General features: G+C 71.2%; 2 protein-coding genes (1 of these 2 only partly in view). Both read right to left on the bottom strand.

The features are described 5' to 3' along the window. On the bottom strand, positions 1–9,054 hold the full coding sequence (locus ACIQM3_RS10870) for an SDR family NAD(P)-dependent oxidoreductase (RefSeq protein ID WP_401621865.1): 9,054 nt from the start codon (positions 9,052–9,054) through the stop codon (positions 1–3). Continuing rightward, positions 9,047–14,391, bottom strand: the 3' portion of a protein-coding gene (locus ACIQM3_RS10875; RefSeq protein WP_401621868.1) for an SDR family NAD(P)-dependent oxidoreductase. The gene runs 3,241 nt beyond the window's last position; 5,345 of the gene's 8,586 nt are visible here — the last part of the coding sequence; its start codon lies beyond the right edge, outside the window — the gene reads right to left on this strand; its stop codon occupies positions 9,047–9,049. The genes ACIQM3_RS10870 and ACIQM3_RS10875 overlap by 8 nt, the downstream gene beginning before the upstream one ends.

Below are 14,391 nucleotides of genomic sequence, written 5' to 3' on the forward strand. Positions count from 1 at the left end.
TCAGGAATTACCCCCGTGGGCCTTGATCAGCCCGAGTTGATCGAACGTGCCCGAAAGGAGGACGTCGAGGGCGGCCATGCCGTCCGCCGGCTCGATCGAGCCGGCACCGGCCTGGTGCATGCGCTGCCGGTACTCCGGTGCGGCGACGATGCCGACGGTGCCCCAGTAACCCCAGTTCATGGTCTTGGCCGGAAGGCCCAGCCGGTTTGCGAGGTGGTGGGCGAACGCGTCCTCGAACACGGATCCCGCCACGTAGTTGCACTGCCCCGAAGCCTTCAGGAACGAGTTCATCGAGGAGAAGAAGAGGAGGAAGTCCAGCGGCTCGTCCCGGAAGACCTGGGCGAGTCGGACGCTCACGTCGACCTTGGCCGTGACCGCGGCACGGAAGCGCTCCTCCCCCATGCGCTCCAGGCTCTGGTCGAGCAGCACGATCGCCGAGTGGATCACACCGTGGACGACCGGATGGGTCGTCTTGATGTCCTGGTAGGCCCGCTCCAGCGCCGCCCGGTCGGTGGCATCGGCCCGGACGTAGCGCGGTCGGGGTCCGTGCTCCCCGAGCCGCCGCAGCTTCGCCCGGATCGACTCGTCCTCCTCCCGTCGGCCGATCCACACGACCTGCGCCCCGTAGCTGCGGATCATGTGCTCGGTCCATGCCTCCCCGATGCCTCCCGCACCGCCGATCACGACGTAGACGCCGCCCTGCCGGTAAGCCGCCCCGCGCGGGTGCTCCGTGGCGGTGTCGCGCACGGGCACCAGGCTCTGGCGGAACCAGCGGGAACGGCGGTACGCCCACACACTGCCGCTGTCCTCGCGGGGAATCGCGAACAGCTGCGCCACCGGCCACTCGCGGTCCGGGTCGAGATCGGCCAGACGCACCGTCCAGCCCGGGTACTCCTTGGCCACCGAGCCGAGCAGTCCGTGCAGTCCGGCGTGGGTCGGCTCCACGTCGTCCGTGCGCCGAACCCGCAGCGTCCGCTCGGTCACGACCGTGACGTCGAGCGCGCGGCGGCCGTACCCCAGGATCAGCAGCGCCTTGAGGGTGCGGAAGCAGGCGTACAGACCGGCCTCCTGCGCGTCCACCATCGCGTCGTCCACGGCGTCGGCGGCCGTCTCCCCCGGAGCCAGCCAGACCAGGTGCCCGAGGGCCGCACCGGGGGCGTCGAGCTTCGCGGCGATGGTTTCCGCCGTGTCCGTGGGGTCCAGCGGCAGGTGTTCGGCCCGCGGATGGACGGCACGGACCTGCGCCCGGTGCTCCGCCGTGCCGCCGATCACGACGACTCGGCCGGACGGCAGGGCGGCGTCCTGCGGTACGGGCGGGGCGACCGCGTCCCAGACCGGTGCCAGCATGACGGTCGTACCGTCCGGGGCCTCGCCGTCGGGCGCGGCCGGTACGTACGCCTCCTCGGTGACGACGGAGTTCGCTACCGGGAGGGACACGGGCTGCCGGGACGCCGGGGCGTCGTCGAACCAGTAGCGCTCACGGGCGAACGGGTACGTGGGCAGCGGGACCGTGCGAGCGCCGGTCCCGGCGGACAGCCGCGCCCAGTCGACGGGCGCGCCGCCGATCCACGCCGCGGCCAGCCGCTCGGCCTCCGTCGCCGACACCGTGCCGTCCGGAGCGACCTGCGGCACCAGCGCCGTGCGGCCGGCCCGGATCTTGCCGGCCCGGCCGGTGACCACGCCGTCCGCCCGGCCGTCCTCGGCGTACCGCGTCAGCTTCTCCAGCAACTCTCCCGGGGTGCCGGCCACGACGGCCAGCCGCTGTGCCATGGCCTCCCTGCCCTGCTGCAGGGTGCGGGCGACGTCCGCCAGGACCAGCGACGGGTGTACGCGCAAGTGCGCCGCGAGGCGGGCAGCCGCCATCCTGAGCTGCTCCTCGCTCCGGGCGGACAGCACGAAGACCTGCGGGCCCCCGGCCGGCCGCTCCGCTGCGTCCGGCGGAAACTCCTCCACGACCAGGTGGGCGTTGGTGCCGCTGAAGCCGAAACCGCTGACGGCCGCGCGTCGCGGGGCGCCCGGTTCGGTCTTCCACGGCGTGAGCTCGGTGTTCACCCGGAACGGCGAGCCCTCGAAGTCGAAGTGCTCGTTGGGTCGGTCGAAGTGCAGCGTCGGCACCAGCTGCTCGTGCCGCATGCACAGCAGCACCTTCTGGATCGAGGCGATGCCCGCGGCGGCCGAGGTGTGGCCGAGGTTGCTCTTCACCGAGCCGATGGCGCAGTAGCCGGTCTTGTCGGTCCGCTCGCGGTAGACCGTCGCCAGGGCCTCCAGCTCGATCGGGTCGCCCAACTTGGTGCCCGTCCCGTGCATCTCGGCGTACCCGATGCCGGCCGGGTCGATTCCGTACCGCTCGTAGACGTCGCGCTCGAGCTCCGTCTGGCTCGCGACGCTCGGCGCGGTGATGCCGTTGGTCCTGCCGTCCTGGTTGATGCCGGAGCCGACGACCACGCCGTGGATGTGGTCGCGGTCGCGCACCGCGTCGTCGAGACGCTTGAGGACGAGCGCCCCCACCCCCTCGCCCGGCACAAACCCGTTGGCCCCGTTGTCGAAGGCCTTGCAGCGACCGTCGGGAGACAGCATGCCGGCGCTGGACATGCTGAGGTACGAATCCAGGCTCAGGTAGAGCGTGACGCCGCCGACGAGCGCCATGTCGATCTCACCACCGCGCAGTGCCTGCGTTGCCAGGTGAGTCGCGACCAGAGAGGACGAGCAGGCCGTGTCCAACGCGATCGCGGGACCCTTGAGGTTGAGGAAGTAGGCGATGCGTGCGGCGGTGATGGCGTTGCTGCCGTTCGTGGCCGCCGCACCCGACCCACCGCTCTGCCGTTGCATGAGCATGCCGTACTCACTGCTCATGATCCCGAGATAGACGCCGCACTTGCGGCCGCTCAGCGAGCTGGGATCGTATCCCGCGTCCTCGAACGCGTGGTACGCCTCCTGCAGGAAGAGCCGCTGCTGCGGGTCCATCGACTCCGCTTCCGCGGGCGGGATACCGAAGAACAACGGGTCGAAGATCTCGATGTCGTCGAGGTGCCCCATCCACTTGCAGTTGACCTTGCCCTCCTGGTGCGGGCGCGGGTCGTAGTGGTCAGCGGCGTCCCACCGGGACGCGGGGACCTCGTCCACGCAATCGCGGCCCTGCGCCAGGTTGTCCCAGTACTCGTGCAGGGTCCCGGACCCCGGGTACCGACCGGACATGCCCACCACGGCGATCGCGCCGGCCTGGTGGGAGTCCGCTCGCGCCGGCTCGGCGAGCGAATGGGTTCGCGTCGTCCGCGCGGCCGCGGGAACCGGCGCGGCCACCGCGACCGGCTCGGGCGCGACAACCGGCTCGGGCGCGGGCTCAACGACCGTCTCGGGCTCGGCCAGCAGCTCAGGCTCCACGACCGTCTCGAGCTCGGTCACCTCACGAAAGGGTCGCCCTTGAGGGGCGCCTCCTCGGGCCAGCTCCCGGACGATGTAGGCCGACAGGTCCACGAGGGTGGGATGGTCGTAGAGCCGGGTGACCGTGAGATCCAGCCCGTAGCGCTTGTTGACGGCGTTCATCCACTCGACGCCCACGATGGAGTCCAGGCCGACATCGGTGAACTTGGTGTCCGGATCGATCTCTTCCTCGACCATGTACAGGGCGTCGGCGAGGCTCGCCGCCAGCTCGGCGACGAGACTGTCCGGGTCCGGAGCAGCGGGCGCTGGAGAGGTCAGCGAGCCGGGCACCGGGCGGGGTGCATCCGCCGGGACCGGGTTCGGGAGGTCTCCAGTACCGGTCACCGCGGCGGCGACGGCCTCCCCGACCGGCTCCTCCGGCACCACGACGACGTCCGGAGAGGCGGGTCGTGCGGGCGCCGGCCCGCCGCGGTGCCCGAAACCGGCGTCCAGGGGGGCCAGGCCGATCCCGCGGGGCTTCGCGATGGTCCGGGGGTCGGGTGCCGGGGCGGTGGTCGGCAGCGCGGTCAGGACCGGCTCGGCCGGGCGTACCTCGAGCTCAGTGAGGTCAGCGGGTCCGGCTGCCGTGACCGCGCCGCGGCCCGCCGTCCCGGTGCCGGACGGTGCACCGTCGGCTATCCAGAACCGCTGGCGGGCGAACGGGTAGGTGGGCAGTGAGATACGGCGCGGCAGCGCGTTCGGGTAGTAGCTGCGCCACGGCAGGTCCAGCCCGTTGGCCCACAGTTCGAGCAGTTTGCCGAACTTCCGCTTGTCCACCCAGGCCGCGATCGTGTGTTCCATGTCCTCGTCGTCGACGAGGACGGAGACGACGTCCTTGGAGCGCCTGCCGCGGCGGCGGTAGAGCGCGGCGTCGTCCTTGCCCTCCACGTAGTCACCCAGGCGGGCGGTCAGCTCGGCCGCCGAGCCCGCCAGGAACGCCACCCGCTCGACCATGTGCTCGCGCGCCACCTGGAGCGTGGCCGCGACCACGGGCACGTCGTCATCCTCGATCCGCTCCTCGCGCGCCCAGTCCAGCAGGCGCCGGGCCTGCTCGCGCAGTTGCTCCTCGGTTCTGGCCGAGAGCACGATGACCGAGCCCAGGGGCCACAGGGCCGGGTCGTCGGCCGGCGCAGGACCGTCCGGCACGTGCTCCCCCACGATGACGTGAGCGTTCGAGCCACCGGCTCCGAACGACGAGACACCGGCGACGCGCGGGTACTCCCGGGGTCCGTCAGGTGTGTCGATCACCGGCCGCCGCCACTCCGCGAGTTCCTGCTGCACGCGGAACGGGGTCTCGCCGAAGTCGATGTACGGATTCAGCGTCTCCGAGTGGAGCGAGGGCGCCAACCGGCCGTGCGCGAGCTGCAGCAGCACCTTGGTGAAGGCCGAGATGCCTGCGGCGCTCTCGGCGTGTCCGATGTTGCTCTTGACCGAGCCGATCGCGCAGAACTGCCGGTCACCGGTGTGTCGGGCGAACGCCTTGGCGAGGCCGGCGATCTCGATCGGGTCCCCCAGGGAGGTGCCCGTACCGTGCGCCTCGACGTAACTGACGGTGCGCGCGTCGACCCCCGCACGGTCCAGCGCGCGGGCGACCACATCGGCCTGGGCGTTCGGGTTGGGAACGGTGTAACCGTTCGTCCGTCCCCCGTGGTTGACCGCCGTCGCCTTGATGACGCCGTAGATGCGGTCGTTGTCGGCGATGGCCCGGTCCAGCCGCTTGAGCATCACCGCTCCCACCCCCTCGGCGGGCACATAGCCGTCGCCGCCCTGGCCGAAGCTCTCGCAGCGCCCCGTGCTGGACGCGAAACCGGCCTGCCCCAGCAGGAGGTACTTGGCAGGGTGCAGGGACAGGTTGACCCCGCCGGCGATGGCGACCTCGCAGTCGTCCAACCGCAGGCTCTGGCAGGCGAGGTGGAGCGCGGTCAGGGAGGAGGAGCACATCGTCTTGACCGTGAGGCTCGGCCCCTGCCAGTCGCAGAAGTAGGAGACCCGGTTGGCGATGTTCGCGGCGTTGCCCGGCACCGCCCTTCCGTCGGCCATGGCCTGGTCGGTCGCGCCGTAGAGCTGGTATTCGTCGTACATCGAGCCGACGAACACCCCGACGTTGCCCCCGGCGCCCTTCGGGGAGGGCGCCGTCAGGTCCTCTCGCGTGTATCCGGCGTCCTGGAGCGTTTCGTAGACGCACTCCAGGAACAGGCGCTCCTGCGGGTCCGTGAACTCCGCCTCGCGCGGCGACATGTTGAAGAACAGCGGGTCGAACCGGTCGATGTCGTCGAGGAAGCCGCCCCACCTGGAGTTCGTCCGGCCCGGCTTGGAGCGGTCCGCATCGTAGTAGGCCCCGGCGTCCCAGCGATCCTTGGGGACTTCGGTGACGCTGTCCCGTCCTTCGGCGAGGTTGCGCCAGAAGGTCCGCAGGTCGGGTGCCTGCGGGTAGCGCCCGCCCAGGCCTATGACCGCGATCTCCGTGCCGCGCGGCGCGGATCGGGACCGCGGCGCGTCGTCCGCCGACCCGGTGCGCAGGACCGCCGCCCTTCCGGTCCCGGCGGACTCGGCGGACTCGGCGGACTCGGCGGACGGCTCTGCCGGTGCCGCGGGAGTGGACGCCGTGGTGGCCCGGCCCGGCGCCCGCAGCTCCCGCAGCCGGTCCTGGTGGACCTCCAGGAAGTACCGGCTCAGCTCGTTGATGTTCCGGTACTCGAAGAACAGCGTCTTCGGCAGGTTCCCGAAAGATGCCTCGAGCCGGGCGGTGAGGTTGATGGCCTGGATCGAGTCGATGCCGTAGCGCTCCAGCCGGCTGCCCGCCTCCAGGCGCTGGGCGGGCACCTTCAGCACCTCCGACAGCAGCGAGGTGATGTACGTGACGGTCCACCCCTCCAGGCCGTCGTCCGGACCCGGCGCCGGGCGGCCGGCAGCTCCGGTGGTCACGGATGCCGTGTGCTCTCCGGCGTGCTGCATCGTCAGCGCCTTCCTGATCCGATCGGTGTGCCCTGCGGCAACGAGTACCTGGCGATGGTCCGTCTGGAGGCAGCGGGCGAAGGCATCGATGCCGGCACGGCGCCCCAGCGGGGAAATCCCGAAGCGGTCGTACAGCACCGTCCTGGTGCCGGCATCGGCACCCATACCGCCCTCGGCCCACAGCGGCCAGTTGATCGACAGGGTGCGGCCCGACCGGTGTCCGCCGGCCACGAGACCCTGGCGGTACTCCGCGAACGCGTCCATGAACGCGTTGGCCGCCGCGTAGTCCGCCTGACCGACGTTGCCCGTGACGGCGGCACCGGAGGAGAACGCCACGAAGAAGTCCAGATCGAGATCCCGGGTCGCTTCGTCGATGCTCACCAGACCGTTCACCTTCGGTGCCAGCACCTCACGGAACGTCCGGTGGGACTTCCGCAGGATGAAGTCGTCCTCGACCACCCCGGCGCTGTGGATCACGCCGTGAATGGTTCCCGCGGTACGCCGGATCCTGTCGACCAGCGCCTTGACCGCGCCGCGATCGGCGACGTCGACCGGTTCGTAGGACACCTTCGCGCCCGAGGCCCGCAGCTGTTCCAGGACCCGGCGGGACTGCTCCTGCTCCGGGGAGCGGCCGGCGAGGACGAGCGTGGCGTCCTTCACCTGCCCGGCGATCTCCTCCGCGAAGATGCGGCCTAGGCCGCCCATGCCGCCGGTGATGAGGTAGACGCCCCCGGCCCGCCACGGCGAGCCGGAGGGCGCCGCCGGGAACTCCTCATCCCAGGTGAGCACCTCACGTGCGGCTCCGCGCAGGCGCACGGTGGCGTCGACAGGGTTGCGCCGCTCCTGCGCGAGGAGTCCGAGCCGTGCCGCGACGGGTGTCTCTGCGGCTACCACCACGACCTGTCCGGTGATGCGCGGGTTCTCCAGAGCCGCGGTCCTCAGCAGCGCGCCGAGACCGGCCAGCATCCCGGACTCCGGTCGATCGGTCACCAGGATCTGCAGGACGTACTTCTCCTGCGTGCCGTCCCGCAGCAGCTTCTGCGTCGTCTCGAACACCTGGAGTGCATAATCCGTGTAGCGGGCGTCGGCGGTGGCGCCCGGGGAGCTGAGCGTCACCATCTCGCAGTCCGGATCCGCCGCGGCACCGGCCGCGAGTGCCCCGTCCTCGGCGATCACCACGGCCCGCCCGCTGACGGCGGGAACAGCCGCGTCGGGCAACGCCCGGTGCTGCCAGCGCGGAACGGCGAACACCTCGCCGTCCGCCCGCGCGGCGGGTGCCTCGGCTGCCGCCTCCGGATGCGTCGCCCGGACCGACAGGCCCCGGACGCGTACCTGGACCCGTCCGGCGTCGTCGCACAGATCGAGGTCGAAGGAACGGGTGTCCCCGCCCGCCGTGTCCCGAGCGCCGCGTCGGCCCCAGACCCAAAGGGCTTGGCCCGGGGCGGCGAGCACCTCGACCCGGTCCACCCCGAACGGCACGAACACCTGCCGCCGGGTGTCCGGCTCCCCGGCCAGCAGTCCCGCGCAGGCCTGGAAGGCCGCATCCAGCAGGCTCGGCGGCAGACAGCAGCCGGCCGCGTCGCTGCTTGCGGCTGCGGGCAGCACCAGGCGCGCGAGCACCTGGGACCCGCCCAGGAGCAGATGGTCGATACAGCGGAACGCCTCGCCGTACGCGAGACCGGCGGATCGGAAGGCGGGGTAGACCTCCGCCGCCTCCAACCGCCCGCCCTCGCAGGCGGCACGCAGCCGCGCCAGGTCCACGGTGGCCGGTGCCGTCGCGCACGGCACCACCGAACCCGTGCACAGCACGGCGGCATCGGCGCCCTCATCGGCGACGGACATCTCGAAGTGGACCGCGTCCACGGAGTCGGGCCCGAGCACCACCTGCAGGTCGCGTGGCAACGTGTCGATGCGCAGCGGCCGGATCCAGACCACGTCCGTGAGGGCGACGCCGGCACTCTCAGCCACCGGCCGTCCCGAGACGGCGGCTGCCGCCGCGAGTGCCAGCTCCAGGTACGCGGCACCGGGCAGCGTCCGCACCCCGTGCACCAGATGGTCCCTGAGCACGGGCTCCTCGCCGCTGAAGGTCGAACGGTAACTCCGGCCTCCGGACTCGGAGGTTGCCCGGTGCAGCAGCGGATGGAGGGGGGCGGCTGCCGGCGGCGGTACGGATCCGGACCGCCCCGGCGGCCCCGCCGCCACCCAGTACCGCTCCTTGGCGAACGGATAAGTGGGAAGCGGGATGCGAAAGGGCCTGTGCGGGGCGTGGACCTGAGCCCAGTCGACGGCTCGGCCGCCGGCCCAGACCTCCGCGACGCGGCCCCACGCGCGGGCGGCGACCAGCGACGTGACCATGTCGCTGTCGTCCTCGCTCTGCTCCTCCCACGTCGGCGACTCCGGTGCCCGGCCACGGAAGAGTTCGACCGTGCCGCCGTGCCCCAGGTAGGTCCTCAGCCCCTGGGCCACCCCGTCGAGGGAGTCAGCGGTGAAGGCCAACCGCCAGTCCAGCGCCGCCCGCCCCTGTTGGAGCGAGAAGGCCAGGTTGATCAGATCGAGCTGCGGCTGCTCCTCCACGAAGGCGAGCAGATCGCGTACCCGGATGTCCAACTGCTCTTCTGCCGCTGCCGACAGGACGATCACGGCAGCGGATGACTCGGCCTGCTGTCGCGTGTCACGCATAGCGATACTCCTCCAGAACCACGTGGGCGTTCGTCCCGCTGAATCCGAAAGAGCTCACGGCGGCCCGCCTCAGCGCATGGCCGTTCCGTGCCTCCCAGAACTGGAGGTCCTTGCTGACCGACAGCGGGCAGTCATCGGCGTCGAGGAGTTCGTTGGGTGTGTCGACGTGGAGCGACGGTACGAGCAGCCCGTGACGCAGGCCGAGCAGTACCTTGTGGACGCCGGCGATGCCGGCGGCTGCGGACGCGTGTCCGATGTTGCTCTTCACCGAGCCGATGGCGCAGGATCCCGCTGCCACGCCCCGTTCACGGTAGACCGTGCTCAGGGCGTCGAGTTCGATCGCGTCCCCGAGTTTCGTCCCCGTGCCGTGCGTCTCGACGTAGCCGATCGATGCCGCGTCGACGCCGTGCCGGTCGTAGACCGAGCGGAACAGTTCCATCTGGCTGTTGGCGCTGGGCGCCGTGATGCCGTTGGTCTTGCCGTCCTGGTTCGTACCGGACGCCAGGACCACACCGTATATGTGATCATGACCGGCTTCGGCGTCGCTCAGCCGCTTCAGCACCAGGGCACCGACGCCCTCGCCCGGCACGAACCCGTCGGCCCCCTGGTCGAAGGACCGGCACTGCCCGCGCGCCGACAGCATCTGCGCTCCCGACATCCTGACGTAGGAGCCCGCCAGGAGGTACAGCGAGACGCCTCCGACCAGGGCGATGTCGATCTCACCGCTGGCCAACGCCTGTTGGGCGAGGTGCAACGCGACGAGCGAGGACGAGCACGCGGTGTCCAGGGCGATCGCCGGGCCCTTGAGGTTGAGGAAGTAGGCGATGCGTGCCGCGGCGATCGCGTTGCTGCTGCTCGTCGCGACAGTGTCCTCCTCGCTCCGGTTGGCTGATGCCAGGAAGCTGTACTCGTTGCCGCTGATGCCCAGATAGACGCCGCACTTCTTCTTGCTCAGCGACCCGGGGTCGTAACCCGCGTCCTCGAAGGCCCGGTAGGCCTCCTGCAGGAACAGGCGGTGCTGCGGGTCGATGCCTTCCGCTTCGGCCGGCGAGATGTTGAAGAACAGGGGGTCGAAGCAGTCCGCATCCTCCAGATACCCCATCGACTTGCAGTAGGTCTTTCCTTTTCGGCCGGGGCGAGGGTCGTAGTAGCGCGACACGTCCCACCGGTCGGCGGGCACTTCCCGGACGGAGTCACGGCCGTCGCGGAGGTTGGCCCAGTACTGGCGGAGGTTGTCCGCGTCCGGGTAGCGCCCGGACATTCCCACAACGGCCGCGCGGTCACCGAGACGTGCGGTGGTCGGAGCGGTCGGAGCGTCCCCGGACAGCGCTGCGGGCCCGGTGACGGCCTCCCCCGGATGCACGCGCCTCCCGGGGGAACGGTCCCGTGGAGGCACGGGGGCCGGCAGGGGCGCCCGCACCGGCTCAGGTGCGGGTACGCGTACGGGCACCGGCGCTCTCACCGGCTCGGGCACGGGCACCGGTGCCGGCACGAAATGCGGCGCCGGATCCGGGTCCGGCTGCACCGCCGGCGCACCGGTCTCCCCGGCCGGTATCAGCTGCCCCACGTAGGCGGCCAACTCCGTCACCGACGGGTAGTCGTACAGCCGCGTCGCGGTCAAGGACGTGCCGTACGCCTTGTTGATCGCCTTGACCCACTCCACCCCGATGATGGAGTCCAGACCCAGCTCCACGAAGTTGCGCCGGGGATCGATCTCGCTCTCCGACAGGTACAACACTCCTGCGAGCCCCGCCCTCAACTCCTCCCGCAACACCTGCAAGGAGAGACCCGGCCCACCATCCCGCTCCTCCGCAACCGGCGAAGTGGCCACCGGAGACACCGGAGAGGCCGAAGGACCACCCGGCCGCGGCACGAACCCCGGCTCCGGCTCCGGGTCCGGCTGCACCGCCGGCGCACCGGTCTCCCCGGCCGGTATCAGCTGCCCCACGTAGGCGGCCAACTCCATCACCGACGGGTAGTCGTACAGCCGCGTCGCGGTCAAGGACGTGCCGTACGCCTTGTTGATCGCCTTGACCCACTCCACCCCGATGATGGAGTCCAGACCCAGCTCCACGAAGTTGCGCCGGGGATCGATCTCGCTCTCCGAGAGGAACAGCACCGCCGCGAGCCCCGCCCTCAACTCCTCCCGCAGTGCACTCGACGGACGACCCGACACACCGGCCCGCTCCACCGCAACCGGCCGAATGGCCGCTGGAGAGACCGGAGAAGGGGAGGGAGCCGGGGAGAAGGACGGAGCCGGGGCTACCGGAGGAACCGCCCGCGCCACCGCACCACCGGTGTCGGTCAGTACGACACCGCGGGTCCTGGCGACCGGAGCCGTCGCCGGGGCAACCGCAGCGCCCGGGTCCTGGAGCAGGATCCGCGGCTTCTTCCCCGCTACGGCACTCGGTGCGGCGAACTCTGCGGGCGCCCGCAGAGCCACCGGTGCAGCCGACTCCTTCGGTTCCTGTGCCGGTGCGATCGCCTGCTCCGGCGTCCCCGCCGGAGCACGCCGTCCGTCCGAGACCCAATGCGGCGAGCGCGCGAAGGAGTAGCCGGGCAGCGTGACGATCCGTGGCCTGTCGCCGGTGAACAGCGCCGGCCAGTCCGGGGCCGCGCCCTGGCAGTAGAGCTCGCCCAGGACGCAGCACACCTCCTGGTACCGCTCCGCCGGTACGCCAGGTGCCCGAATCACGTCCAGGAGCGCCCGCACCTGGACCTCCTGCAGCGAACGGTCCTGGTCGCGTGGTGCCTCGCCGCGCCTCACCAGGGGATGTTCCTGGCCGCTCTCCGCGGCGGACAGCACGGAGAGGACATCCCCCGCACTGACGACGAGTGAGCAGCGGTAGGTGAAGTGCTGTCTGCCCTCCTGCAGGGTGTAGGCCGTGTCCCTCAGCCGCGGGTAGTCGAGCTCTCCGTGCGCGAGCGCCGACCGGAGTTCCTGGAGACGCCTCTGCAGTCCCTCGGGAGTCTTGGCGGACACGAGCAGCGGCAGCACCGGGGCCTCTGCGACCGGGGCACGGCGGGCGGGCTCGGGGTAACTCTCCACCACCATGTGGACGTTGGTCCCGCTCATCCCGAAGGAGCTCACCGCACCGAGCCTGGTTTCCGTGGGCCCCGCCGGCCAGGGCCTGGTCTCCTTGTTGACGTAGAAGGGGCTGTCCCTCCACGCGATGTGGTCGCTGTCCTGGTCGCAGTGCAGACTCGCCGGGACCACGCCGTGCCGGACCGACTGGACCAGGGCGATCAGACCGACCAGTCCGGACGCCGCCAGGGTGTGGCCGACGTTGGTCTTGGTGGAGGTCAGTGCGCAGAAGCCGGTCCGGTCGGTGAGCTCCCGGTACGCCTCGTTCAGGGCGTTCACCTCGACCGGATCGCCGAGCGGTGTTCCCGTCCCGTGCGCCACGATGTGCTCGATGCGCCCGGGGTCGATGCCGTGCCGGTCGTAGACCTGGCGGTAGAGCCGCGCCTGAGCTGCCCCGTTCGGCGCGGTGATGCCGTTCGTCCGCCCGTCGTAGTTCATACCGCTGCCGCGGATCACCGCCAGGACGCGATCGCCGTCGGCCTCCGCCTGGGACAGGCGTTTGAGGACGAGGACGGGAACCGCCTCGCCGAGGACCATGCCGTCGGCCCCCTTGCCGAAGGCGTGGCAGACGCCGCTCTCGGAGAGCATGCCCGCCTTGCTCATCTCGGTATAGCCGCGTGCGGTGGTCGCCAGGCTCACGCCGGCGACCAACGCCGTGTCGCATTCGCCGCCACGCAGGCTCGCGCAGGCCTGGTGGGCGGCTGTCAGCCCCGAAGAACATGCGGTGTTGACGGCCAGCACCGGCCCGGAGAAGTCGAGGAGGTAGGCGAGACGCGAAGCCATGATCGCCTCGTGCTGGGCGGTGATGCCACCCTCGCCTCCGGTCAGCTCGGGGTAGTCGCCCTGCTCGGCACCGACGAACATGCCGATCGTCCCGGCACGCAGCTTGCGTTCGCCGTAGCCCGCGTCCTCCAGGGCCCGCCACGCCTCCTGGAGCAGCAGTCGCTGGCGCGGGTCCAGGGTGCGTGCCTCGCGCGGCGAGATCTCGAAGAACGCGGCGTCGAACTCCGCGATGCCCGGGACGAAACCGCAGCGTACGGCCTCCTGCCGCTGCGCCTCCAGCCCCTCCCAATCGGTGCGCCTGTCCTCCGGGACGGCGGTCAGCGCGTCCTTGCCCTGCAGGAGGTTCTCCCAGAACTCGTCGACGGACCGGGCCGCGGGGAAACGGCCGCTCATGCCGATGACGGCGATCGGTTCCGGCTCCGTGGGCGCCCCGGGCCGCGGTGCCGGGGCGGGCTCGGACCGCTCCTCGGCTGCGGCACCGGAGACCTCGGCGTCCGGAGTCCCGGAAGGCGCCGGGGCACTGTCCGCGGCTGCGTCCCCCGCCGCGCCGGGCCGGCGCAGCGCCTCGCGGTGCTCCGCGACCAGGTGCGCGACCAACTTCTCCGGGGTGGGGTAGGAGAAGAAGACCGAGGGCAGCACCTCGATAGCGAGACTCTCCCCCAGGGCCCGGGCCAGCTTGACCAGGCTGACCGAGTCGAAGCCGAGTTCGGAGAGGCTCTCGTCGGCGTGGATCTGCTCGCGGGGCACCCGTAGTACGTCGACGATCGCCGTCTTGAGGGCCGCGAGCACCAGCGGTGCGAGGTCCGCGTCCTTGCCAGTCTCTGAATGAGGGATGTCCGTACGGCGGGTTGCGCTTGCGTGGGTGGCCCTTGCATGGGTGACGGGTGCGGCAGCGAGGACGTCACGTCGTGCTGCCGCCGGCCCGGGCTCCGCGTCGAACAGCCGCCGTACGCGTGCCGGATCGCCGGCCATGACGATCTGCTGGGTCTCCCCCTGTCCCAGGAGCTGTTCGAAGAGCGTCAGTCCTTCGGCTTCCCCCAGCAGGCGCAACCCGCTGGTGGAGAGGTACAGCTCGACGCCCTCCGCGTCGTCGAACCCCATGCCGCCGCCGCTCCACAGGGGCCAGTTGATGGCCACCGTCGCGCCGGACAGCACTCCCCGGCGGACCTGCTGGTCGCGGTGGCGGGCATAGGACGTCTGGAAGCGGTTGGCCACCGAGTAGGCGCAGCCGCCGAAGTCACCGAGGACTGCCGACGTCGACGAGAAGTAGCAGACGAAGTCGAGGGGTTCCGCGGCCAGCACGTCGTCGAGCACGCGCGTGCCGTCCACCTTGGCGGACAGCAGGTCCTGGAAGGACCGGGCGTCGCCGGCGAGCAGCGAGTCGCCCTCGGTGACGCCGGCGGCATGCACGGCGCCGTGGATCGGACCGAACCGCTCGCGCGCGGTGGCCACCACCTCCCCCATGGCCT

Origin of the sequence: Streptomyces sp. NPDC091271, from assembly GCF_044757505.1 — a bacterium.
GTDB lineage: Bacteria > Actinomycetota > Actinomycetes > Streptomycetales > Streptomycetaceae > Streptomyces.

Excerpts from the sequence above, each read along its gene's own strand:
- ACIQM3_RS10870 (WP_401621865.1), bottom strand. The coding sequence starts at position 9,054 with ATGCGTGACACGCGACAGCAGGCCGAGTCATCCGCTGCCGTGATCGTC.